A 23831-nucleotide genomic window follows, 5' to 3' on the forward strand; every position below is an offset into this window, starting at 1 on the left:
GTGAAATTATTGGGATTTTGGAAAAATCTATTTAATCGGGAAGACCATGGTGTTCAAGTATCGCCAAATTACAAGATGGTGACCACGCTTGGAAATAACTTCTTTTCATGGAACGGTAAAGTTTATGAATCGGATATTGTACGGTCAGCTATCGAAGTCAAGGCAAACGCAATTGGTAAGGCCGTGGCCAAACATATTCGCGCGGGGGCTGCTGACAGTTTTACCGAGAACCCAGACGTTTATATCAAGTTTCTATTAACTGACCCAAATCCAATCATGACCGGCCAAATGTTGCAGGAAAAATTGATTACGCAGTTGGAACTCAATAACAACGCGTTTGCATACGTTCAGCAGGACGCTAACGGCTTTCCTAATGCTATCTGGCCAATTACCCCTAATAGTGTGGAGGCCCTTCAGAACGCAAAAGGAACGCTTTTCCTACGGTTCTATTTACGGAGTGGTCAGATTTACACTTTCCCTTATTCGCAAATCATTCACTTACGTAAGGACTTTAACGAAAACGATATTTTTGGGGAGTCTAATGGGAATACGTTGGCCCCACTGATGGAGATTGTTAACACTACGGACCAAGGAATTGTGAGCGCAATTAAATCATCTGGGGTTATCCGGTGGCTACTTAAATACCAGCAATCTTTGCGACCGGAAGACGTTAAGAAAAATACTGAAGAGTTCGTGGCCAACTACCTAGCTAGTACAGATGGCGGTATTGGTGCCGCTGGGATTGATAGTTCAGTTGATGCAGTACAAATCCATCCGGATGACTACGTACCAAATGAGAAACAAATGGAGGCTACTACCGAACGAATCTATTCAATTTTTCACATTAGTAAGCCAATTATTCAAGCCAGTTATACGGAAAATCAGTGGATTAGTTACTATGAGTCACAGATTGAACCATTCTTACGACAGATGTCAGAGCAGTGGACACGGGTGCTTTTTAACCGGCGTCAACGGTCTTTCGGTAACTCAATTGTGTTTGAATCGAACGATCTAAGCTATGCTTCCATGCAAACTAAGTTACAGCTGGTTCAATTTGTCGATCGGGCGATTATGTCACCCAACGAGGTTCGGGGCTACTTCAATTTACCGCCGGTTGCTGGCGGGGATGAGTTATTACTTCGGAAAGATACAGGGACAGCCAACGACCCATTGAAGGGGGGTGAGGAGAACGATGAAAGCACTGAAAGTTAATGGCGATATTGTCACAGACAATGAAGCCTGGATTTATGATTATTTGGGGATTGATTATGCTAGCCCGGAATTAATCCGAAACGGTTTAGGTGATGCAAATGGCGATCCCGTTACAGTGGAAATTAATTCCGGTGGTGGGGTAGTTACCGCGGGTACAGAAATCTATACCATGCTACGCAAGTATTCAGGTAAAGTTACTACCCAAGTTGTAGGGATGGCGGCTAGTGCCGCTAGTCTGATTGCCATGGCTGGGGATGTTGTTGAGATGAGTCCTGCGGCTACCATGATGATTCATAAGGCATCAACGGTTGCGGCTGGTAATATCAACGATTTAGAAAATGCACAGAATATGTTGGCCGCGATTGATGATTCTCTGGCTAATGCCTATGCTGAAAAGACAGGCATGGATCATGATGAAATCCTTGGCTTGATGGATTCAACCTATTGGATTACCCCACAAGAAGCAATTGGAAAGGGCTTCGCTGACAGAATGATGTTTGAAGATTCAAAGGAACCACTTCCTGCTGTTGCAAGTTTTGGTGGGATTCGCAACATTGAAAAATTAAAGCAACACCTAAAGAAGTCAATCGCTCTGGATAAATCCGAGCAGTTGGCTTTTTTGAATGCTCAATTTAATTACTTAAAATTAGGAGGAAACACACATGACTAAAAATGATTATAAGAATAGCCGCGCACAATTAATGGCAGAGGTTCAAGCGGCCTTAACTTCAGGTGATGTTGATAAGGCAAACGACTTGATGGGCCAAGTAACAAAGATGGATTCCGAACACGAAGAAGTATCTAAGGCACAGGCAAACTTTAATGCCTTGACTGATGTCGCACCAACAACGATGGATGTGCAAGCCACGAGTGAATCATTAACGCCGGTAACTACTACTGCTCCTACCAAGCCGGTTGATAGTGACGAAGAAGATCCACGGTATAAGAGTGCTTGGGCCAAATTCGCTATGGGCAAGCCAATGGATGCAGACGATTTAAATGTGCTGGACTCTGTAAACCAAGCTTACAATGCTGAATTCACTCACCAAACGACTAATACGCCAACCTTGATCCCACAAACTGTGGTTAATGGTATCTGGAAGTTAGCTGAAGAAGAATATCCATTATTTGCTGATTTTCGTAAGTTTGCGGTAACCGGGAAGCTAACTTTCAACAAGCACGATGGAATTGTTTCCGGGGATGCACAGTGGGTTGATGAAGACGGCCAAGCCGACGACGAAGAAAACAAGTTTGGTCAGTTGGTATTGGATGGGTTTGAAGTGAATAAGGTCGCCACGGTTACCTGGAAGATGAAGAGTATGAGTGAAAATGACTTTATCACCTTCTTAACGCAGGAACTTGCCGATCGGATCGGGGTTGCCTTGGGTGTGGGTGCTAGCCACGGTACTGGTGTTAAGCAAGCCAAGGGAGTCATCACTTTACTGAATGAAGAAACTGATAAGCCACAAATTAAGACGTATACGAATCAAGTCACGTACCAAGACTTAACCGGCGCAATGGCCTTGATCCATTCTACGCTTGCTAATGGCACGGTAATTTATGCTAACAACGCGACTATTTGGAATCAATTAGCCAACGTTGTTGACACTAATAATCGCCCAATTTTTGTTCCTGATACGAATGCTGGCGGAGTTGGTAACATTTTTGGTCGTGCAATTAAGGCCGATGCTGGGTTAGCGGACGGTGAAATCTTAATCGGTAACGCAGCAGGCACTGGTGTTATGAACACAAACGAGGGTATGAGTGTTGCCATGGAAGACCACGTCAAGTCCCGCAAGACGGATTATGGTGCTTACGCTATCGTTGACTTCGGGTTACTTACCACTAAGGGCTTTGCCTTATTAACTACCGCCCCAAAAGCCTAGCCCCTCAAAGTGATGGACTAACTACCGTGCCGACTACCGCTAATACCGTTTCCGAGATTACAGCGTGGCTAGATGCCGCTGGTATCAAACATGACGGTGTGACGCTGAAGGCCGATTTACTGGCGTTAGTTCCCACTGAATAGGAGGGGTCGCAATGGCTGAGAAAGATTTGCTAGCTGACTTGAAGTCGCACATTCGTTGGGAAGATGGCATGGATGACTCTATGTTGTCTTTTTATCAGACAGCTGCCGACAAGTATGTGGTTAAGAAAATTGGTCACAGTGAGGACTACTTAACCATCATGGTGGCAACTGTCATGTATGACAACCGGAGCGCTACTGAGGAACTTTCGGAGGCCCTCAATTCACTAGAGCCGATTTTTGCGTTGGAGGTGTTGACTGATGGCGGAGCTAACGAATGAATTAAAGTGGGTTGCCCAGCTGTTAGCATTAAAAGATAGTTTGGATGAGTATGATCGTTCGGTGCAAACGTGGCCGGTTGTGCGTAGCTTGCGCTATGAGGAGATTGGAATTACTAGCACTGAGCAGTTTCAGGCCAAGCAGGCTAAGACTGATGTTGTACTACGGATTTTAATTCGATACGACAAAAGAATTACTCAAAAAGCTAGCCGCGTGATGATTGATGGCACCCCATATAAAATTGTTCGAATTTATACGGAGCGGAATAAGAACAGAATGGAGCTGAGTTTAGCGTATGTTAATTAATTTTGACGAATTTAGGGGCCGTTTGAAAGAGAGCGGTTTACCGTTATTTCGTGACGAGGCCCCGAAGGGAGAACCGTTACCTTATCTGATCTATTCCAGTACCGGAGTTTCGGAAGTTTGGGGAAGTTCTAGGTCTCAAAGTACCTTGTGTGAGTATCAAGTTTCACTTTTTACCATGGGAACTGAGCAAGAACTATTGCCAATTAATCGCCTATTGAGCAACATCCCTCACCGGCCGTGGGTGTCGCAACAGGGCGATGAAAACGATGGTACGGTGACAAACTTTTTTACGTATGTAAGGGTGTTAATCGATGAGTGATGGGAATGGTTTTGAAGACTTAGCCGAGAAGCTTTCTAATATCCATATCGGTGAAACGGTTGCTATTTCTGCACTTGAAGAAGCTGCGGATTTTTATTTGGAACAACTAATTCCACGGATTCCTGAATCGGTGCTCAATAAAGAACATGCCCGTGACCATATTCATGTAAAGGTCGAAAATAACGAAGTTAACGTTGCGTTTGACGACAAGGGTTGGTATTGGATCTTCCCTGAAAATGGGACGATCTACCAGCGGGCAACTCACTATGCACGGGGAACGTTTCAACAGAACCGTTCCCGAATTGAAGAAATTATGACACGAAAAATCATGTCAAAAATGAAAGGATGATTTAAATGACTGACACGAAAAATGACACGGTTAAATTAGTCACGGGGGTTAGCGATGCCTTCCTGGTTATGAAGACGGCATCCGAAACTAGTAATAGCGCCCCAACGTATGACACACAAGTATGGCGATTGCCAACGTTGAAGAAGGTTGGATTTAAAGGCAATGGGAAGTCTGTGGATATCTATGGTTCTTCCAAGAAATTCGCGACTATTTCACAAGAAACAGGGGTAGAAGTCAGTGTATCTCACTTAGGCTTCCCAATTGAACTGTTGGACTTAATGCGTGGAGAAGTGGCAAAAAATGGTGTCACTTTCACTACTACCACACCTAAATCACTCCCAGAATTTGCTTTCGGATTCATTGGCAACAAGCAAGATGGGGAACATGACGGGATTTGGTTGCCATCAGTCACCCTTGACCCAGCTATGAATGAAGAATGGGAAACCGGTGAAGATGAATTCAAGGAAGCAGACTTAGATATGACGTTGAATGCCGCTGGCTTGCGGAACAGTCAAGTTTACGCAACTAAGTATTCATCTATGCGGGAATCTGCGGCCGATTTTAGCATTGAGAACTTTTTCAAGCAGGTTATTTTTGATGAAGAATCATTGGCGGCGGCAGTTAGCGCGGCTACGACACCAGCATCGGAGGGTTAATATATGGCCAAGTTAAAAGATCTATTACCTAAAGTTTCCAAGCAAGAAACTATCACAATTCAAGGTGTGGAAATTCCAATCGCTTTTACGATGAAGTCAATGGATTATGTCCAAGAAGCTTATGGTAAGAGTTTTGCTGGTTTTCAATCCGACTTCGATAAGATGTTGAAGAAGAAAACGCAGACACTAGATACAGCTGGTTTAAAGCTGGTTAATGCCTTGATTTATGCCATGGTTCGAAGCGGTGGTACTGAGACTACCCCAGATGAATTGATGAACGCAATTGGTTTTGACGACTTGAAACCTATTTACGAAAAGGCCATGAACGTGTTTAGCGCTAGTGCTTTTCAGCCCGAAGACGCGGAGAAGTTAGGCGCAAAAAAATAAATAAGCAACATACGAACTCCCAACCGGTCGAAGACGATCCTTGGGAGTTTTATTTGTATGTTGCTGGATTACTCAATTGGACACAGGAAGAGTTTCTGGATGCAACACCGAACTACTGGATGAAGTCGTATATTCTGTGGCTTCAGGTCAATAACCCAGATGCCGTGCAACAACCAGAACAGGTCAAAGAAGTATCAATTGATCAGATTCCATTCTTTTAGAGAGGAGGTAAAAATTTATGAGTGATTCACTTTCGAATGTGGTTTTGAAATTTAAAACCGATGGTGCGGTAGCCTTCAATAAGACTGTGAAGGATATCAATGCCATCATGAATACTGCGGCCAAGGAATACCGAGCGCAAGTCGCCGCTATGAAGGACAATTCTTCAGCTGCTGACAAGTTGGCTGCCACGCAGAAGAAATTGGCTACCCAATTGGAAGCCGCTGGTGAGCGGACTAAGATTCTCAAAGAACAATACGAGAAGATGGCCAAGAGTTCTGACACAAGTACAGCCGCGTTGGAAAAGCAAAAAGGTAAAATCGCCGATGCTGAACGGGCTGAAAGTTCACTGCGTTCTCAATTGGATAAGGTTAATGGCCAGCTGACTGAACAAGGTAAGGCCGCCCTGGCCGCTAAGGAAAAGCTGTCTGGTTTGCAGAATGAAGCTGGAGATTTAGAGGCCAAGGAAAAGGCGTTAACGGCGTCCTACACACGCCAAGAGGCCGAACTGGGTAAAGATGCCACTAATGCCGAAAAGAACGCCCTAGCTAAGCGTAAGCTCACTGAACAGACTGCATTAACGGCTAAGCAAGTCGATAATCTGGAGAAGCAACTGAAGGAAACCGAAGCCGCTTACGGGACTAATTCCCGGGAGGCTAATGAAATGCGGGCCAAGGTTGATGAGGCCAAGACTTCAGAAGCAAACTTGAAAAATGAATTGGCATCCACGAATGAAGCAATTCGGAAACAAGGCGGACTGTCCACCGAGACGGCTTCAAAGATGGAACGGATTGGAACTTCCGGTAAAAAGGTAAGTTCTGTTGGTAAGTCACTAACTATGGGTCTTACAGTTCCATTGGTTGCGGTAGGAACTGCCGCAGTGAAAACTGGTGGTGATTTTGAAGCCCAGATGAACCGAGTTGGTTCTATTTCGGGTGCTACTTCAGGAGAACTGAAGCAACTTAGCGACCAGGCTGTTGATTTAGGGGCCAAGACCGTATTTAATGCTAAGCAGTCTGCCGAGGGTATGGAAAACCTAGCATCAGCTGGTTTCAGTGCTAAGGAAGTTATGGGGGCCATGCCTGGGGTTCTTAACCTTGCCGCCGTGTCTGGTGGTGACGTTGGGAAAGCTTCAGAATATGCCGCTAGTGCTTTACGTGGATTCGGATTAAATGCTAATCAGTCTGGCCACGTCGCTAACGTCTTTGCCGAAGCCGCCGCTAAGACCAACGCAGAAGTTGGTGATATGGGTGAAGCGATGAAGTATGTCGCACCAGTCGCTAAAGCAATGGGTATTTCTATTGAGGAATCTGCGGCCGCCGTTGGTATCATGTCAGACTCTGGGATTAAAGGTAGCCAGGCCGGGACAACTTTACGAAGCTCAATGGCACGATTAGCTGACCCCACAAAGAAAATGAGTGGAGTCATGGACGAATTGAATTTGAGTTTCTTCGATTCGCAAGGAAAGATGAAGCCATTAGCTAGTATCGTTGGTATGCTGAAAGAACGATTTAAGGGGTTAACTAAGGAACAACAGGCGCAAGCCATGTCTACGCTGTTTGGTAAGGAATCAATGTCAGGGATGATGGCCTTAGTCAATGCTGGCCCTGATAAGATGAATAAACTCACGAATAGTTTTAAGAATTCTGATGGTGCGGCCAAAAAGATGGCTGACACTATGAACAAGGGTTCCAAGGCATCAATTGATGCAATGATGGGTTCTCTAGAATCTGCTGCTATTAAGATTACACAAGTTCTGGCCCCAGCAATTAAGTCAGTCGCTGATTTCATTGGTAATTTGGTAGATAAATTTACAAATTTAGATAAAGGTACGCAAAAGATGGTTCTGGTTTTTGCCGGATTGGCCGCAGCTATTGGGCCTGTAATCCTTACAGTTGGTAAGTTAATGATTGCAATTGGTAAGATTCCAGAGACGTTGGCTGCCGTCAAAGCTGGATTTTCGGTTCTTTCTGGCGTTATGACAAATCCTTGGGTCTTTGCAATTGCCGCAGTGGTAGCCCTAGTTGTTGCCATTGTGACTCACTGGAAACAGATTAAAGAGGTCACTACTAATGTTTGGAATAGCATTAAGGACTTTCTTTCAGGTATTTGGAAAGGCATTGCCAGAGTGGCTACGGCCGTCTGGGACGGAATTAAAACATACTTCCAAGCAACGTTGAACCTGTTTAAAACTATTTTCACCACAGCATGGAATGCTATTAAGACAGTCACTAGCACAGTATTTAATGCAATTAAAGGTGTGGTGACAACGGTTTTTGAAGCAATTCAGGTCGTGATTATGACCGTAGTTTCAGTAATTCAAGGGATTATCACGGTTGCTTGGAACGTTATTTTGGGGATTACTAGGGAAACCTGGGCAATCATTAAAGGTGTCATCCTGACTGTTTGGGATGGTATCAAGACCCCAGTATTGGCTGCGGTTAATGCAATTAAATCTGGTGTATCTGCTGGATGGAATGCAATTAAATCAGTAACCAGTACAGTTTTCAACGCAGTGAAAAGCGTGGTAAGTACCGTGTGGAATGCCATTAAGAGGACAATTGATGGCGTCTTAAAGCCGATTAAGTCGGCTGTTAAGACCGCTTGGAACGCCGTAAAGTCTACAACGTCTAATGTTTTCAAAGCTGTTAAGTCGGTAGTATCGAGTGTTTGGAATTCGATTAAGAGTGTTATTACAAAGGTTCTTAATTCAATTAAGAGCGTGGTTAAGACTGCCTGGAATGCTGTAAAGAGTACCACTAGTTCTGTTTTCAAAGCTGTTAAATCGGTGGTTTCAAGTGTCTGGAATTCGATTAAAAGCACTATCACGAAAGTGGTTAACGGCATTAAAAACACCGTTAAATCTGTATGGAATTCGATTAAATCGGTTACCAGTTCTGTTTTCAACGGCATTAAGTCAGTGACCTCACGTGTTTGGAATGGGATTAAGTCTGCCATGACAGCACCAATCAAGGCCGCTGCCAATACGATTTCTGGAATTATTAATAAGATTAAAGGTTGGTTTAGCGGGTTGCACCTACGCTTTCCAAGATTTGAGATGCCGCCGATGCCTCACTTTAGGTTGAATGGATCATTTAGTTTGAAGCCACCTTCGGTACCACACATTGGAGTTGACTGGTATGCAAAGGGTGGTATTTTCACACAGCCAACAATCTTTGGTAGTTCCGGTGGCCAGCTTAAAGGTGCCGGTGATGATGGCCCTGAAGCCGCAATACCACTTAACGCCGAAACACTGGGCGGAATTGGTAAGGGTATCGCCGCCGCTATGGGCGGTGGTTCCCAACAACCGATTATCTTAAATATTGATGGTAGGACGTTTGCCGAGATTAGTGGCCCGTATATGAGTGGCTATCTGAAACAGCAAGACGTGACCGCCGGATTTAGCAAAGGGAGGCGAAGTTTCTAATGCAAATTTTCTTAGATGAAATTGGCAACGAATCGCAGGGAATTATTCTGGCCAGCAAACCGGATATCCCGACCGCCCAGCGAAATGTAGTCACGACGATGGTACCGGGGAGCACTCACGGTAACTTAACGCAGTTTCAAGGCTGGCAAGACGTGGAAGTAAAGTGCACCTTTACCGTGGTGCCTTTGCTAGTCGATGGATTGACTGGCCAACAGGGATTCAATGATATTCTGCGTCGTTTGAATGCCTGGGTGCTTAACGCTAAGCGGCTGAAGTTTTCTGATGACCGGCCTTTCTACCGAATGGTGAAGCAGGTCAGTGTGGATGCGGCATCCCCCGGGGATATCGAACTGGTGGGAACCGTTCCGGTTACTTTCACACTAGACCCGTTTTGGTATCGCGATGCTGACCCGGTGACACTGACTGGTACGAGCAACCAAGTTTTCAACCCTGGGACGGTGGATGCCGAGCCGCTACTTTCTGTGTACGGTTCGGGAACAGTTAAATTTACCGTCAATGGCGAGGTGCTGACACTGCTAAAGGTATCTGACTTCCTGACGGTTGATAGCTGGGAGAAAACTGTTGTGCATGGTGACGATGCCACAATTTACGACGAACAACTAGACGGAGCCTATCCGGTACTGCCACCTGGCAATAATGAAATTGACCTGGGAACTGCAAGTAAAATCACAATTGAAGGGAGGTGGCGATGGCTATGATTCAACTGTATGGACGAGATGAGAGAGACTTTCAAGGCCACAATGGGCGGGTACTGGATGCCGTTACTAACGACACGGTTACCTGGGCCGTTAACAGTCAATACGATCTTCAATTCGATTACCCACTATTTGCGAAGCACGGGTTATCCATTGAAAATGAAATGATTGTGACGGCCCCCGTGCCTGGCTACGATGACCAGGCTTTCAGAATTAATTCAGTTGAAAAGTCGATGGGTGTGCTTACCGTGCACGCCTACCACATTTTCTGGGATTTGATGCAGAATTTTGTGGAAGATATCAACATCGTGGGGAAGAATGGCGATGGTGCTATCGCTCAACTCATGACGCAGACGCAGTTTCCTCATGAATTTTCCTACGAGTCAACGGTGGGTAATACCGCTAACGCGCGTATTGTGCGGATGAGTGTGATTGCGGCCCTGATTGGTACCGATGACAATACGATCCTGTCCCGGTGGGGCGGCGAGTACGAATGGGACAACTTCCATTTCAACCACGTGGCCAAACTGGGGGCAGATAGAGGTGTGGTTTTCCGCAACGGAAAGAATCTGCTGGGGTACAAAGCGACTTCAGATCTCACTGACACAGTTACCCGGGTGATGCCTGAAGGCTACAATGGGCTATTTTTACCGGAGCTGTATGTGGACAGCCCGCTAATTGATAATTATTCATCCCCCCGAATCGCCAAGATCGAATATTCAGATATCAAGGCGATTGACACCACTTCAGTGACTGCCGATGGGGATGATACAACCGATGCTGACGCCTTGCCGATGGATCAGGCGTTAGATGCGTTGCGGGCCGCGGCATCGCGTGAGTTTAGCGATAACCACATTGACCAGCCGGGCGAGCAGTATGAATTAAACGTCGTGATGTTGGAGGACACCGAGGAATACAAGGGCCGCGGGATTTTCAGCCGAGTATACCCCGGCGACACGGCTACCTTTATCCACGATGAGGATGGCTTACACGTCAAGGCCCGGATGACTGGGTACACATGGCGACCTAGCACGCAGGAGTATCTCACACAGTCTTACTATTCGAGCGCGGCCTTACGGGGCGGCACGGATATTGAACACAAGATTGATAACATCGCTAATCAGATCACAGTGATTGATAAAACCACGGTTATGAAGGCGGCCAACAACAGTAACACCGTGGGTTGGTCAACCGATAACCCGCCAACTGACGTTGTGGGGGCCAAGGAAGGCGATTTGTGGTACCAACAAGTGGGTAGTCATGTCATCATGTGGATGTGGACAGACAGCGCGTGGAAAGAGGTTGCCAGCGATATTTCTGGCCATGATGCTAGCAGCTTAGTAGATGGGACTTTCAACGCCGCGAACGTCAACGTAATTAATTTGAACGGGAACAGTATCGTGTCCCGGTCAATTAGTGCTGACAAGCTGGTGGCCAACTCTATCACGGCTAACGAAATTAAGGCCGGGTCAATCACTGCTGATAAGATTGCCGCTGGGTCAATTTTGGTGGGATTGAATGGCGAGCTGGATAGCATGCAACTTTCAAGAAACGCAATTAATATGTACACGGGTGGAAAACTTTCATTGCAAATTTTGCCAGATGGAATGTATGTTTCTAACGATCTGACTGGTGATAATGTTGGTTTTATACACGCAAATACGTACGATGGCCACAGTGATGTAGACGGATTAACATTCGACTTGCTACCACATGGCGATTACATGGCATGGGGCCATCAACAGAGCAGTTCTAGTAGCACGTTTGATACCGTATTTACATGGCTTACGAGTTCTGCGGCATCGAAAGTAGGAATATCAGCCGGATTTACATTTAGTGATAATGTAGAGTTCCAAAAACAAATTACGATGTATGGTGATTTGGTTGTCCCCGGAGTGGCGGCGCACATCCAATTTATCCCCATTTCTTTTAATGACTATACCTATGCTTCCATTGGGCGTGATGGTGGCCATGTTGGGATGGCACTAGGTGGCAATGAACTCTATATGTTAGATCACGGGATGTATTCAGCATATAGCCATGTGAGGATCGTTGGCACCCAGCTGTATGGCCACACGCTGTGCATCCCCACCTCAATTGGATCTAGTGGTTCAATCAAGGAATGGATAACCGTTAATCTTAAATAATGGAGGGAATTATGAAACTTACATTAAAGAACGAGTATTTGTTACCGAGTATGAATTTGCTTCAATCACTGAAACTAAAGGGTGTTGACTCTATCGCCCGATCGAAGTTTGTGAAGTTACTGACCAAGGCTGGTGAGTCCCTCAGTGACAGTGAGATGGATCTTGTCAACGAGTATGGTGAACCTGAAGACTTAACGAAACCAATAAGCAAGGAAAACCCTGTTCACGTTAACGCCGATGGCCAATATGCTATCCGGGCATCTAAGCGAGGTGAGTACCAGCGGGAGCGTGTTCGGCTGCTACTTCAGGACACCGAGATTGAAGGCGGTACTTACGTCAACCATACGGAAGACTTACTGAAAATTTTGAAAAATTATGATGAGGAGTTAACTGGGGAAGCCGCCACGGCTTACTTGGAACTCATCGAGGCATTAGAAAGGGCTGAAAAATAATGGCAATTAATTTAAAACTAGATTTAAACAAGCGACCCAACACAGGCCCCATCAATTTCATTCGAGTTGGCGACGCCAATATCGATTCTATCGAGGGAACAATCGTAAAAGATGGCGTGGCGTTTGACCTGACTGGGTACTCTATGGCGTTTGAGGGAATTAGTTCGGATGGCAGTAGTGTGACCGATGCCCATGTGACGATCACCAACGCCACTACGGGCCAATTTAAGTACACCTTCAGCGGGTCAGTGGCTAATGCTGGGGGCCGTTATAAGAATGCGTATTTTTCACTCACTAAGGGTGGTGACCGTACCACTACTGGCAATCTAGATTTATTTGTTTACAAAGATATTTCTGGCGATGTTTCCGATGTGTCACAAGAACAGATTGACACCTACAACGATCTGGTTCAAAAATTGATGGATTTAAACGATGCCAATATGGGGAAGTTAAGTTCTGACGTAAAAGCATTTGGTGATAAGATTGCCGCCTATATCAGTGGCACCGATGCTGATTTTAAAGATTATGATGCACAAGTGGCCAAACTGATTAGTGACACGCAAGCTAAGATTGCTACCATTGAGTTCTATAAATTTGTTGAAGAAGGTGCATCATAATGCCCCCACAAGCGCCGTTCGGCTGGGACCTAGTAATCACAGCCGCAAGTAGTATGGTAAATAATTATTACATTGAAGTTTTCTTGTGGGCGGTCATGGCTGACCTACTCACGGGGATCGTCAAGTCATTTACTCACCGTAGCAAAGTGAAGGCCGATAGCTCACGCGGGCTACGTGGCCTAGCGAAACACCTACTAATCATCTTACTAGTGATTACAATTTATCCGATTTTAGATGTGCTACAGTTCGATGCAGTATCGAATGCTGTGGTACTTTTTTATATCGCAGAATATGCTATTTCAATCCTGGAAAACTTGCAGGTAATGGGGTTCCCCATCCCTAGTTTTTTAAAACAGCGATTCGAGAAAATGGCTAAAGACACAGGAAAGGAAGAAAAATAATGGCACTCAATGGTATTGATGTAGCAAGCTATCAGGCTGGTTATAAGGTTGGTAAGGCTGGTGGCAGTTTCGTTATCGTGAAGGCTACCCAGGGAACGAACTACTTAAACCCGGAGTATGGTACTCAAGTCAAACAGACACTAGCAGCGGGTAAGAAGCTAGGGATCTACCATTTCGCGCAGGGTGGTAGTGCAGTGGCTGAAGCCAAGTATTTCTTATCGAAAGCTAAGAAGTCCGTTGGTAAGGCTATTCTGGTACTAGATTTTGAAGGGTCAGCGGTCAACCGAGGTGTGGCCTGGGCTAAAACGTGGTTAGATTACGTCTACCAGCAGACCGGAGTTCGGCCCCTAATCTATATGGGGTTGGCTGACGAAAACCGCTTAAACTGGTCCCCAGTAGCTAAAAACTACGGCCTGTGGATCGCTCAATACAATAATTACAACCGAGTTAGTGGCTACCATCCCCGGAGTATGTATGGTTCGGTCAAGCATTGGAAAACCATTGCTATTTTCCAGTACACAAGCGCCGGAAAATTGAGTGGATGGGGTGGCAACCTAGACTTCAATGTTTTTTATGGTAGCAAGGCTACCTGGGATAAGTATGCTAAGACTGGCGATAAGTCTAAGGCTAAGTCCAAGAAGAAAACTTATCTAAAGGCCGCTAAGCAAGTACAGGCACGGGCCGGCATCAACCGCTACTACGATACGGCTTTCAAACGTAAGGAAAACCACTATAAGAAGGGCACGGTGTTCGATATCGCCAAGGTGGTGAAGTACGGTAAGATTACCCGTCTGAAGCTGGCCAACGGGATGTATATCACGGCTAACGCGAGCCTAGTAAAGAAATTGAAGTAGTCAACAATGTATGGCCTCACGTCTAACGGCGTGGGGCTTTTTTTATTTATTTTAAAATACTACACATTTTGTGTTGCAATTACTACACGTAGGGTGTAGTATGTAGACATAGAGAGAAAGAAAAAAATAAATGAAAAGAGGAAATCATCATGACAAACGAAAACACCGAAATTACTACCGCCGCACGTAGAATCGCCCGCGAGGTTAACGACACCCCGAAGGAATACACAACCATGTTTGACAAGGACGGTCACAGCTTAGGAACCCACCCAACAGGCATGTGGTACGTCAATGGCCACCACGAACCAGAAGGTACTATTTACTCGGTTGTAGGGCACAGAGGTAGCCACATGACTTACCGCCAAGCACAAGACATGATTGATGATGAGGCCAATGGATACTACTAGAAATGGAAAGGTGCTACCGAAAGGTGGCATCTTTTTTTAGTACACGTTTCGTGTTGTAATTACTACACATTAGGTGTAGTATGTAGATATGGAAGAGAGGTGCAGTCATGGCAATAGTGATGAAAAAACACTCAGGAAAAGCCCCACGCTATCGGATTTATAGGAGTGAGTTTGGCCTTCAGCGTGAGGTGGCCGCACGAAAAGCAGTTTATTTTATTCGCAGAGGTAAAGACCTGCATCGAGGGGAAAACAGACTCCGTTATTTCGATGAATATAAGGTTGTCATTTCAGATGTGGCCAAAAAGATTACATACGCGGCCAATCACTATGACAGACACTACATTGTGATGCTGGACAAGGACGGGAACGAGCTGGATACTCATCCAAGCGATATGTGGTACCGGCACGGCTATCCGAAAAATGTTGCCTATACTGTGTCTGGCCGGATGCGAGGAACGAAGTTGGAAAAAAAGATGTATGCGATTGAGGCTCAGATGCTGGTAGACCCCGATTCGGGAAGCTGCTACTTTTAATGAAGGGAACGATATTAGATGGAAGATATTGAAGCAAGACTGAAGGCACTGGATGTACTTGCCGGAGATGGCGATGCAAAGAAAGCGGCACTGGCCTATTTTTCAGATAAAGGGATGAGTGAATCCGATGTGCTAGACTCATACTGGGCCGACAACAAAGGCGTGCTAGACAGCTATCTATACGCCCACGGGACTACGCGCTATCAGGTCGCCCAGGCGAGTGACGTGAGTGAAACCCAACTCAATCGGGCGGTTGACAAGCCAGACGTTAGCGAGATTAAGATGAACATTATTTTCGCTGTGGCTGAAGTGGTGGGGGCAACACCCGGTTCAGTCCTAGATGATCTGATTGCCATTCAAAGCGGTGTGGATGACTTCGATAAAAAATTAGAGCAGTTTGAAAGAGAATCTAAAGAGGAAGACGAGAAATATCTAAGCGAGCATGATGATGAAGTGGAAGCCTCACTGGCCAAATCAGTGGCAGAACTGAAGAAGTCTAATCCTGAAGCCTATAAGAGATACCTGAAGATGGTAGAACGGAACGCCAAATAAAAATAGCGCCCACCAGTGATGGTGAGCGTTTTTATTTTATCGATATAGGGGTACTGTGGCGATGCCATTCACAGCTGGCAAAGGTCGATGATTAATTTCGGCCGCCGTTAATGATGTAGCAGAACACGAGCACTGTTAAAAGAAATACAATTATTGTTTAGATAAGATTACACTAAAAAAAGAGACATTCACAAACTTTGTGAGTGTCTCTTAATTTTATGTATTCTACCCGCCCAGGTTTTTTGACCGACATTTGACCGACTTTTTTCTATTTTATATGCTTTTACCTGACTTAGTAAAAATACAGAATGCTGATATACCGGTGTTTTGCAGCCAATGGCAATCAGTAAATATGCTACTTACTGTCGCAAGAGAGATTCGAACCCTCGACCTACGGTTTAGAAGACCGTTGCTCTATCCAGCTGAGCTATTGCGACCTAATGGAAGTCTGCTCGACAACTTCTTAATTATAGAGAAGCCAACCCAACCTGTCAATTACTGTTAGGAATTGCTTCTGACGGCCAACCCCTGGTCAGGTTTACAGGCTTAACTTACTAGCCTGATAAAATCTCAAGAATTTTTAATTTTTGGGCAAAACGGCTTGCAATGTTCCTGTAACATTACGATAATATAACTGTAACCTAAAAGTAGACGGGGGGAATTGCTATGCGTGCACTAGTTATTATTTTATTTATTATTGGTTTAGCGGCAGGTGGTCAGTTGTATCTCAACAACCGAGAGGCATTCCGAAAGAATAGTAAGCATCTCGCTACCCGAAGCAAGTTACCTGACGATTCTGACCGTCGTTTGATTTAACTAAATTTTCATTTAGCAGTGACTGGATTCATTATTCCGGTCACTTTTCTTATACGCAGTTTTACGAAAGCGGCTAGAGTTACCCATACTAGCATGGCTAGATTATTGGATGAGACGGGCTTCAGGTCCCTAAATAAAGAGGATTTGTGATAAAGTGGGGCTACAATCAAGTACACGACAGAAAGGGCGTTCGCACGACAATGAAGACGTTAGTATTGGTAGCTCATCCCCATCTGGCAGATTCGAGTAGTCAACAGTTTCTAAAGGAAAGTCTACCGGCCACAGGGATCGATTGGGAGTGGTTGGACGGCCAACAAGTCATTGACGTCGACCAGGAACAGACGAGACTTCGTCAAGCCGATCGGGTCATTCTGCAGTTTCCCCTCTATTGGTTTGCCGCTCCAGCCAGCCTCAAGCAATGGGAGGACACGGTGTTAACCCGAAAGTTTGTTTACGGCGATCACCGGTATCCACTCGCGGGGAAGGAACTCGGCGTGGTGGTCACGACAGGAATGCCGGGTAAGGCTTTTCAACGGGGTGGCGCTGAGGGGATTACCCTGGACGCCGCATTGGCGCCACTCGCGGCGGTAGCGCAGCGGGCTAAGATGATCTGGTTGCCCACCCTGGCTATTCATCAATTTGGGTATCTCGATGAAAGTGAAAAGCTTCAACTGGTGATTCGCTATCAGCGTTATTTGACGCAAGCCCAACCAGACAGCCTCACCTCTCGTCAGGCTTGGTTTGCTGAAAGATTACCGGAAATGATTGATCGGTTACCAGCAGACCAGCAGGCCAAAGGCAAATTGATTGCCAGCGTCTTCGAGCAGAAGAGTGCCGACCTGGACCAGTTGGCTGATACCCTGGCACTCATAAAGGAGCAGAGTGATGACTGAGAATGCAGCGTGGTTAAACGAACAAATTGATCAATTGGCCCAGCAACAGGAAAAGTTTACCGATCGCGCCTTCTGGCTAGCCTTAAAACAACTCATTGCCGAGCAGGACCGGCGAGCGGACCAACTCGGGGGTGAGGTCGATGGCCGCACCTGGAGCCCCGATCAGTGGTAAAGGGTATGATGATAAAATAAAAGAGCCACGACTGATGTCGTGACCCAGTGTAGCGCGTTCATTATTAAAGGTTTTGTTCCATCGCGGCCCAGTGGTTGATGGGGCCAAATTTGTGGCCGACTTCAACGGGATTACCGATGGCGGTATTTACGAATTGCTTGGCAATCATAATCGCATCCTTCATCAGAGTCCCCTTGGCGAGTTCTGCGGTAATGCAAGCAGATAGGGAGTCGCCAGTACCGTTTACGCGGTCGGTCTCATGGTAAGGTTCACTCAACCAGAAGTTCTCGCCGGAATCTAACAGCACGAAGTCCTTGACGTGTGTCTGGTTTTCCTTAGCATGGCTACCCTTGGCGATGACATTCTTGGCGCCCATCTTTTGCATTTTACGGGCAGCTTCTTCCATGTCAGCATCGTTGTTGATCGTCATTTCGGCAATCTTCTGAGCCTCGTAGAAGTTAGGCGTGAGGACCGTAGCGAGTGGCAACAGCTCGGTCCGTAGCGTGTTAAAGGCACTCTCTTCCAGGAGTTGGTTACCATGCTTAGTCATGATGACGGGATCCACGACTAGGGGCCCGAAGTCGGCGGCCTGGTAATTCTTAACAACGTTATGGATCAACTCGGAATCAGCCAACATCCCGGTCTTAGCGGCCTTGATGTGGTAGTCGTCGGCGAGGTCCTTAAATTCTTGGTCAATGAAGTCGGTTGGCATGGGGATACTAGCATGGATACCATAGGAGTTACCGGCGACACAGGCGGTGATGACTGAGGCACCGTGGACGTGCCGGGCAAAGAAAGTATGTAGGTCGGCTTGCATGCCGGCACTACCGTCGCTATCAGACCCAGCGATGGTGAGGGCTTGTGGAAATGAGTTGACCATAAGAGTGAGACCTCCAGTGTTTTAAGAATGGGTCTAGCATAGCATAAGTGATTGTAAGCGCGCTATTAAGTCCCTCTATAAATAAATCTATGAGGAGTGAGGACCATGTCTAAAGCCCTGCGACAGTTGGCTTTTTGGTGGGTCATGGGGGTCGTTGTCAGCTGGTATGCGATCGTGGGATCGGTGACGACGGGATATCAAATTTTTTCCAGCGAACCCGTGACTTTATCGATCGGGATCGGATTAACTGTGATAAGCTTAATAGGGTTAAGTCGTGCCGCCAAGCGGGGGTCCGCTTGGAGCCTCATTCCATCAACGGTGATCACCATTGCCCTCATTCTGGGGCTGGTGGTGGACGCCACGTTGTTGGGGCTGGGCATGACGATCCCAGGTTTTTATTAGGTGAAAATAGAATTGTAGGAGGTCGATTAACGCCCATGTTAATTCAACAAGGTCTTATCGAAAATGCAACACAACCACAAGATATTCGCATTGAGGATGGCAAGTTTACGGCAATTGCTGATCATTTAACGGCAAAAGATCACGAACAGGTGATTGATGCGCACGGTAAATTGATTTTGCCACCATTTGTTGACCCTCACGTTCATTTGGATAGTACCATGACGGCCGGTGACCCAGAATGGAACCAATCCGGGACCTTATTCGACGGTATCCGCATTTGGTCAGAACGGAAGAAGACGCTCAGTATTGAAGACGTCAAGACCCGTTCACGCCAAGCGTTGGAACTTCAGGCCTCACATGGGGTGCAGTTCGTGCGGTCTCATGTGGACGTCACCGACCCTGACCTCACGGCATTAAAAGCCTTGATTGAGGTTCGTGATGAAGTTAAAGACTTTATTGAATTACAATTAGTGGCCTTCCCTCAAGAGGGGATTCTCTCCTTCCCACATGGGAAAGAACTGATGGAACAGTCTGCTAAGTTGGGTGTCGACGTTATCGGGGCTATTCCGCATTTTGAATTCACTCGTGAATACAGCGTGGAATCCCTCCACTTCGCCGTTGAACTCGCTCAAAAGTATGGCAAGTTGGTCGACGCCCACTGTGATGAAATTGATGACCCGGCCTCTCGTGGGCTGGAGACTTTGGCCACGTTAGCCTTAGAAACCGGTTTGGGTGACCAAGTGACGGCCAGCCACACCACGGCCATGGGGTCTTATAACAATGCCTATGCCTACAAACTGATGCGTCTCTTACAGATGTCACACATCAACATGATTTCTAACCCACTGATTAACACCCACTTAGGTGGTCGTTTCGACACCTATCCTAAGCGTCGTGGGTTGACCCGCGTGAAGGAATTGAACGCTGCCGGCGTTAACGTGGCCTTTGGGGAAGATGATATCAAGGATCCTTGGTACCCAATGGGTGACGGGAACATGCTGGATGCGTTGCACATGGGAATCCATGTGACCCAGATGATGGGTTACGATGACATCAATGGATCATACAAGTTCGTGACAACTAACGGGGCTAAGGCCATGCACGTAGGTGACCACTATGGCATCACCGTTGGCAAGCCAGCTAACTTGGTCATCATGAACAATGATAACTTCTACAACGCCTTGAACCAACGTTCCGAAGTCCTCTACTCGATTCACCATGGTAAGGTGATCGTGAAGACCGACCCGAAGCAGGTTCACTTAGACCTTTAAGCTTAAATTAATGACGACTTTCTCTGCCTGACGGCGGGGAAGGTCGTTTTTTAGTCAAAAAAGGCGTTCCGGAAAAAATTCCGGAACGCTTGTCTGAGTCGCACCTATTTACGAGTGCGTTTAGTTTTTTTAACAGTAATGACACTGGCCGGTTCGGCAGGTGCCGCTGGTTTACGCTTGGCTTGATTCATGTCGCGTAATTCGGCCTTCAGAGCTTCAAGTTCGTCAACGTGATGGGTCTTCCATTCCTTGTAGGAACTGGCAGAGTCCGTATCGTTGGGCTTCAAGCCCATGTTGAGCCAGAAACAAGCTTCGGATAAACTGGAAAAGTTGTGAATCCAAAGGGTCTGGCCGTTGTCGGAATCAAAGGCAACGTAGGAACGGTAATGTTTCTTCAGGAACGTGTGACGCCGAATCTTGAAAGCCTCGCGTTTTCTGGTCATCCGGTAATCAGGTAAAATGTATTGGCCGGAGGTGGACAGCTTGGGAAAACGTTCGTCACGTTGTTCTCGCTGATCCTTGAGCATTGCGCGGGCTTGGTCGACGGTGATAAGTGAAGCGTGGATTGGATTCTTCATCAAAAACCCCCTTAAATAATTGAAAAAAATACAGGTACTGACAGTCTCCGGCCAATACTCACACTATCTAGGTTATCATAATATAAAAGTTATGAAAACAATTTAAGCTTTTAAATTAACCTTTTTTAAGGATCGTTGAATTTTCAGAAACTTTCAGGCAAGACACCGGGGATGGTAACGGCACCATAAACTTGGCAATTGTGGATTTACAGGATTGTGGGTAAAGTATGGTAAACTAGCTTAGATTAGTTTGAAAGCGGAGGGATTTAGGTGGCACAGAAATACTATGCGGTGCGCAAAGGAAAGAAGCCGGGTATCTATCGAACTTGGCCAGAGACCCAGAGCCAGGTGAGCGGCTTTTCCGGGGCTCAGTACAAGAGTTTTGCAACAGCGGCCGAGGCCAATGCCTTCATGAAGGGACAGGCAGAAACCAAGCCCACCACTAAGCGGCGTCAGGCAACACAGCCAACGACGAGCCCGGCAGATGCGGACATTACTGTGTACACGGATGGTGGGTCGCGGAACACGGGCAACGTTGCCGGCGGACACGTCCGTGCTGAGGATAAGGCTGCTTGGGCCTATCGAATCGAGTTACCTGATCGCGTGGAGAAGGGATCCGATGGTGAGTTCGGCGCGACCAACAATCGGATGGAAATCATGGCTTTTCAAAACGCCCTGCAACATCTGGTTGATCTGGGTGTGGCCGATCAGAAGATTTGCTTTGTTCTGGACTCGCGTTATGTGCTAAATGCTGTGACGCAAGGCTGGTTGGCCGGCTGGAAACGTCGTGGTTGGAAGCGGAGTGCGGGGCCGTTGGCCAATGCTGAATTATGGCAAGAGGTTGACCGGTTGTTACCCCAATTCGCACACTTGAGTTATCAGTGGACGAAGGGCCATGCGACGAACCAAGGAAACGTTTTTGTCGATCACTTGTTGAATGAAACGATGGATCGAATGAGTGGCGGGAATCACTCGCAAGTGAAGGCCCCAGTGACGCCACAGACTAAGGCGACAACGACGCCGAAACACGGCCAAACGACGGCCCAATCTGTGGCCGATCTGAGCCGTAGCTTACAGGATTTTCCATTTCTTGATAATTAAGGGTATAATGAGACCTAAGGATTACATGCGGATAACCTAATTTGGGGGACTAGACTGGTCTGCCAGTCCTAGTCATGGGTTTAAAAAATTAAGTCAATGAATGGGGTACCGATGATGCAAGCAAAATTAATTCCGTATCTGGAATTTGAAAACGCGAAAGAGGCCATCACCTACTATGAGCAGGTGTTTGGTGCAACCGATGCCTATCGGGTTAGTCCGACAGCGGGTGAGGTTGAACAATTTGGGCTGGAACCAACCATGAATTTGGCCGAAATGACCATGAGTGGGGGCTTTCGGGTCATGGGCCTAGATATTCAGTGTGCTGATGCATTGATGGGTCAACCGACTTCATCAACCTTGGTGTCCTTAATGATTGCGGTGGATGAACAGGATTCCGAAGGCGTTAAGGCTCTGACCGACCTGTATCAACATCTACTTAAATCGGATGTCAAGGTTATCAGTCCGTTTACGACACAGACCGCTGGCGGCAAGATGGGACAGGTCGTTGATGCCTACGGGATTACCTGGATTTTGCGTGAACAGCCGATGTTATTGGATAATTAAAGAATTTTAGTGAGAGAGTGTGACAAAAGGCGGTTAGTCAATGAGCATTAACGTCGATAGGCGAATAATCCCGGTCTTGGATTATTTGTCTATCGGGGTTAAGCGGAGTTGACTGCCTTTTGTCACACGTTTCGACCGTAGATGTTCGGAGCGCAAGAATGGCCTGAGACAAAAGTCTCAGGCCATTCTTTGCATTTGTAGAGGCGGATTGGCCGCCTGAGGTAGTGATGGACAATCGAAGCATGCTACTTTGAAATGAATAGCTGCGAGCAACGACAGGTTTCGCGAAGAATCAAGGACAACAGATTGGTACCCAAAGGCTATTTGTCGTGAGCGCGTTTGGGTATCAGACACTGGTCGCCACTGCGAACCGATTTGGGGGCCAGGCCACTCGCGTGTTATCATGAAACGCAAGAGGAGTGATTCAAGATATGGCAACGGAACGAGAAAAGATGACGGCGGGACAACCGTACGAACAATTTGACAAGGAACTTATCGCACGGCGGATGGTGGCGCGTAAGCAATTACGGGCAGTCAATCAGCTGGATGACAACGCAGAAAGAAACGACGGTTATCGGAAATTAATCGAAGATACCGGGGATGACTTCTTCGTTGAGGCGGGGTTCAAGTTTGATTACGGCTGGAACATCCACATCGGGGATCATTTCTACGGGAACTATGATATGACGTTCCTAGATACCTGTCCGATTACAATTGGGGAAAACTGCTACTTTGGTCCAAACATTGGCCTCTACACGCCAGTTCACCCCTTGAACGCCATGGCGCGGAAGAATGACGTTGAGATGGGTGCGCCCATTACTATCGGCAACAATGCCTGTTTGGGCGGTCGGGTCACGATTCTTCCTGGGGTTACCTTGGGAGATAATGTGGTCGTCGGCGCCGGTTCGGTCGTCACGAAATCCTTCGGGGATAACGTGGTCATCGTGGGTAATCCGGCTCGGGCGATTAAGAAAATTGACAACAGTGAAGCTGGAAATGCCGCTGCGAAGGCACGTTGGGCAGATAAGCTCGGCGACTAGTCGAAATCGCCCTCGACGTAAATTCTAATCAAATTCTTAGATTCCTATCATGATAGGGCGTGTAACCGCTTTAACTTCTATTTAAAAATCTTATTGTAGTGCTAGATTTTACTAATCATTGCTTCCGCGTATAATGGATTGTGGATATCGCTTTAAGAGATTTGCGAAGGCAATTTGTATACAACCGTTAGGCGCTGTACAGGTGGCTCGTAAGACGACCTGGGAACAGCGCTTTTTTCGTACAATCTCTTCTGA

29 protein-coding genes and 1 tRNA gene are annotated in these 23831 nt (G+C 46.6%); 27 read left to right on the plus strand and 3 right to left on the minus strand.

The genetic code is table 11. From position 1 onward, the window contains the following. The 19 genes from OCU14_RS01920 (at nucleotide 1) to OCU14_RS02010 (ending at nucleotide 15859) form a co-directional block, all read left to right on the plus strand. Nucleotides 1–1212 carry a phage portal protein gene (locus OCU14_RS01920; RefSeq protein WP_373875060.1) on the plus strand — a complete coding sequence of 404 codons (1212 nt, stop codon included), beginning with the start codon at nucleotides 1–3 and terminating at the stop codon, nucleotides 1210–1212. Next, nucleotides 1193–1882, plus strand: a complete 690-nt coding sequence (locus tag OCU14_RS01925) for a head maturation protease, ClpP-related (protein ID WP_261809547.1) — start codon at nucleotides 1193–1195, stop codon at nucleotides 1880–1882. The genes OCU14_RS01920 and OCU14_RS01925 overlap by 20 nt, the downstream gene beginning before the upstream one ends. Then, a complete protein-coding gene (locus OCU14_RS01930) occupies nucleotides 1875–3098 on the plus strand; it encodes a phage major capsid protein (RefSeq protein ID WP_261809548.1) in 1224 nt (407 codons plus the stop codon). Before OCU14_RS01925 ends, OCU14_RS01930 begins: the two co-directional genes overlap by 8 nt. Nucleotides 3099–3252: 154 nt before the next feature. Further along, a complete protein-coding gene (locus OCU14_RS01935) occupies nucleotides 3253–3519 on the plus strand; it encodes a head-tail connector protein (RefSeq protein ID WP_261809549.1) in 267 nt (88 codons plus the stop codon). Continuing rightward, nucleotides 3500–3823 carry a phage head closure protein gene (locus tag OCU14_RS01940; RefSeq protein ID WP_261809550.1) on the plus strand — a complete coding sequence of 108 codons (324 nt, stop codon included), beginning with the start codon at nucleotides 3500–3502 and terminating at the stop codon, nucleotides 3821–3823. Before OCU14_RS01935 ends, OCU14_RS01940 begins: the two co-directional genes overlap by 20 nt. Before the next feature lie 311 nt (nucleotides 3824–4134). Next, entirely contained in the window at nucleotides 4135–4491 is a 357-nt protein-coding gene (locus tag OCU14_RS01945; RefSeq protein ID WP_261809551.1) for an HK97-gp10 family putative phage morphogenesis protein, read from the plus strand. Nucleotides 4492–4496: 5 nt separating this feature from the next. After that, on the plus strand, nucleotides 4497–5147 hold the full coding sequence (locus tag OCU14_RS01950; RefSeq protein ID WP_261809552.1) for a major tail protein: 651 nt from the start codon (nucleotides 4497–4499) through the stop codon (nucleotides 5145–5147). 3 nt (nucleotides 5148–5150) lie between these two features. Further along, nucleotides 5151–5534 (plus strand): hypothetical protein, encoded by a 384-nt coding sequence (locus tag OCU14_RS01955; RefSeq protein ID WP_261809553.1) that lies wholly within the window; start codon nucleotides 5151–5153, stop codon nucleotides 5532–5534. Between the two features lie 53 nt (nucleotides 5535–5587). Beyond that, complete coding sequence (locus OCU14_RS01960; RefSeq protein WP_261809554.1) at nucleotides 5588–5755, plus strand: hypothetical protein; 168 nt, start codon at nucleotides 5588–5590, stop codon at nucleotides 5753–5755. Nucleotides 5756–5772: 17 nt separating this feature from the next. Further along, nucleotides 5773–9180 carry a phage tail tape measure protein gene (locus OCU14_RS01965; RefSeq protein WP_261809555.1) on the plus strand — a complete coding sequence of 1136 codons (3408 nt, stop codon included), beginning with the start codon at nucleotides 5773–5775 and terminating at the stop codon, nucleotides 9178–9180. Next, nucleotides 9180–9899, plus strand: a complete 720-nt coding sequence (locus tag OCU14_RS01970) for a hypothetical protein (protein WP_261809556.1) — start codon at nucleotides 9180–9182, stop codon at nucleotides 9897–9899. Before OCU14_RS01965 ends, OCU14_RS01970 begins: the two co-directional genes overlap by 1 nt. Beyond that, nucleotides 9890–12043, plus strand: coding sequence for a phage tail spike protein (locus tag OCU14_RS01975; protein ID WP_261809557.1), 2154 nt, complete (start codon nucleotides 9890–9892; stop codon nucleotides 12041–12043). Before OCU14_RS01970 ends, OCU14_RS01975 begins: the two co-directional genes overlap by 10 nt. Before the next feature lie 11 nt (nucleotides 12044–12054). After that, nucleotides 12055–12495: a hypothetical protein gene (locus tag OCU14_RS01980; RefSeq protein ID WP_261809558.1), complete on the plus strand. Its 441-nt coding sequence runs from the start codon at nucleotides 12055–12057 to the stop codon at nucleotides 12493–12495. Beyond that, complete coding sequence (locus OCU14_RS01985) at nucleotides 12495–13112, plus strand: BppU family phage baseplate upper protein (RefSeq protein WP_261809559.1); 618 nt, start codon at nucleotides 12495–12497, stop codon at nucleotides 13110–13112. The genes OCU14_RS01980 and OCU14_RS01985 overlap by 1 nt, the downstream gene beginning before the upstream one ends. Beyond that, a complete protein-coding gene (locus tag OCU14_RS01990; protein ID WP_261809560.1) occupies nucleotides 13112–13513 on the plus strand; it encodes a phage holin family protein in 402 nt (133 codons plus the stop codon). The genes OCU14_RS01985 and OCU14_RS01990 overlap by 1 nt, the downstream gene beginning before the upstream one ends. Beyond that, a complete protein-coding gene (locus OCU14_RS01995; RefSeq protein ID WP_261809561.1) occupies nucleotides 13513–14367 on the plus strand; it encodes a GH25 family lysozyme in 855 nt (284 codons plus the stop codon). The genes OCU14_RS01990 and OCU14_RS01995 overlap by 1 nt, the downstream gene beginning before the upstream one ends. A gap of 149 nt (nucleotides 14368–14516) precedes the next feature. Next, nucleotides 14517–14774, plus strand: coding sequence for a hypothetical protein (locus OCU14_RS02000; RefSeq protein ID WP_261809562.1), 258 nt, complete (start codon nucleotides 14517–14519; stop codon nucleotides 14772–14774). A 107-nt stretch (nucleotides 14775–14881) separates the two neighbouring features. After that, the gene (locus OCU14_RS02005) at nucleotides 14882–15307 is read left to right on the plus strand and encodes a hypothetical protein (protein WP_261809563.1); all 426 of its coding nucleotides are present in this window, start codon (nucleotides 14882–14884) and stop codon (nucleotides 15305–15307) included. Between the two features lie 18 nt (nucleotides 15308–15325). Then, nucleotides 15326–15859 (plus strand): hypothetical protein, encoded by a 534-nt coding sequence (locus OCU14_RS02010; protein WP_261809564.1) that lies wholly within the window; start codon nucleotides 15326–15328, stop codon nucleotides 15857–15859. A 363-nt stretch (nucleotides 15860–16222) separates the two neighbouring features. On the opposite strand, the gene OCU14_RS02015 is transcribed toward OCU14_RS02010, so the two are convergent. After that, a tRNA-Arg gene (locus tag OCU14_RS02015) sits at nucleotides 16223–16296 on the minus strand. Nucleotides 16297–16525: 229 nt separating this feature from the next. Between OCU14_RS02015 and OCU14_RS02020 the strand changes: the two genes are divergently transcribed. From OCU14_RS02020 to OCU14_RS02030, 3 genes are all read left to right on the plus strand, one after another. Then, nucleotides 16526–16675: a hypothetical protein gene (locus tag OCU14_RS02020; RefSeq protein WP_261809565.1), complete on the plus strand. Its 150-nt coding sequence runs from the start codon at nucleotides 16526–16528 to the stop codon at nucleotides 16673–16675. Nucleotides 16676–16875: 200 nt separating this feature from the next. Continuing rightward, complete coding sequence (locus OCU14_RS02025) at nucleotides 16876–17568, plus strand: NAD(P)H-dependent oxidoreductase (protein WP_261809566.1); 693 nt, start codon at nucleotides 16876–16878, stop codon at nucleotides 17566–17568. Next, nucleotides 17561–17740, plus strand: coding sequence for a hypothetical protein (locus tag OCU14_RS02030; RefSeq protein ID WP_261809567.1), 180 nt, complete (start codon nucleotides 17561–17563; stop codon nucleotides 17738–17740). The genes OCU14_RS02025 and OCU14_RS02030 overlap by 8 nt, the downstream gene beginning before the upstream one ends. 64 nt (nucleotides 17741–17804) lie before the next feature. Here OCU14_RS02030 and thiD read toward each other — a convergent pair whose 3' ends face one another. Beyond that, a complete protein-coding gene (gene thiD / locus OCU14_RS02035; RefSeq protein ID WP_261809568.1) occupies nucleotides 17805–18620 on the minus strand; it encodes a bifunctional hydroxymethylpyrimidine kinase/phosphomethylpyrimidine kinase in 816 nt (271 codons plus the stop codon). A gap of 105 nt (nucleotides 18621–18725) precedes the next feature. Here thiD and OCU14_RS02040 point away from each other — a divergent pair, with 105 nt between their 5' ends. Together OCU14_RS02040 and codA are read left to right on the plus strand one after the other, a co-directional pair. Further along, nucleotides 18726–19022, plus strand: a complete 297-nt coding sequence (locus tag OCU14_RS02040) for a hypothetical protein (protein WP_261809569.1) — start codon at nucleotides 18726–18728, stop codon at nucleotides 19020–19022. A 35-nt stretch (nucleotides 19023–19057) separates the two neighbouring features. Then, nucleotides 19058–20293: a cytosine deaminase gene (gene codA, locus OCU14_RS02045; protein ID WP_057879337.1), complete on the plus strand. Its 1236-nt coding sequence runs from the start codon at nucleotides 19058–19060 to the stop codon at nucleotides 20291–20293. Between the two features lie 104 nt (nucleotides 20294–20397). Here the strand turns inward: codA and OCU14_RS02050 are convergent, their stop codons facing one another. Then, nucleotides 20398–20871, minus strand: coding sequence for a hypothetical protein (locus tag OCU14_RS02050; RefSeq protein ID WP_261809570.1), 474 nt, complete (start codon nucleotides 20869–20871; stop codon nucleotides 20398–20400). Nucleotides 20872–21141: 270 nt separating this feature from the next. On the opposite strand from OCU14_RS02050, the gene OCU14_RS02055 reads away from it, so the two are divergent. From OCU14_RS02055 to OCU14_RS02065, 3 genes are all read left to right on the plus strand, one after another. Continuing rightward, nucleotides 21142–21972: a ribonuclease H family protein gene (locus tag OCU14_RS02055; protein WP_261809571.1), complete on the plus strand. Its 831-nt coding sequence runs from the start codon at nucleotides 21142–21144 to the stop codon at nucleotides 21970–21972. A 114-nt stretch (nucleotides 21973–22086) separates the two neighbouring features. Then, entirely contained in the window at nucleotides 22087–22536 is a 450-nt protein-coding gene (locus OCU14_RS02060; protein ID WP_261809572.1) for a VOC family protein, read from the plus strand. Between the two features lie 431 nt (nucleotides 22537–22967). Continuing rightward, nucleotides 22968–23576, plus strand: coding sequence for a sugar O-acetyltransferase (locus OCU14_RS02065; RefSeq protein WP_261809573.1), 609 nt, complete (start codon nucleotides 22968–22970; stop codon nucleotides 23574–23576). Nucleotides 23577–23831: the final 255 nt, after the last annotated feature.

The sequence above is a fragment of the Levilactobacillus humaensis genome (assembly GCF_024345185.1).
Classification (GTDB): domain Bacteria; phylum Bacillota; class Bacilli; order Lactobacillales; family Lactobacillaceae; genus Levilactobacillus; species Levilactobacillus humaensis.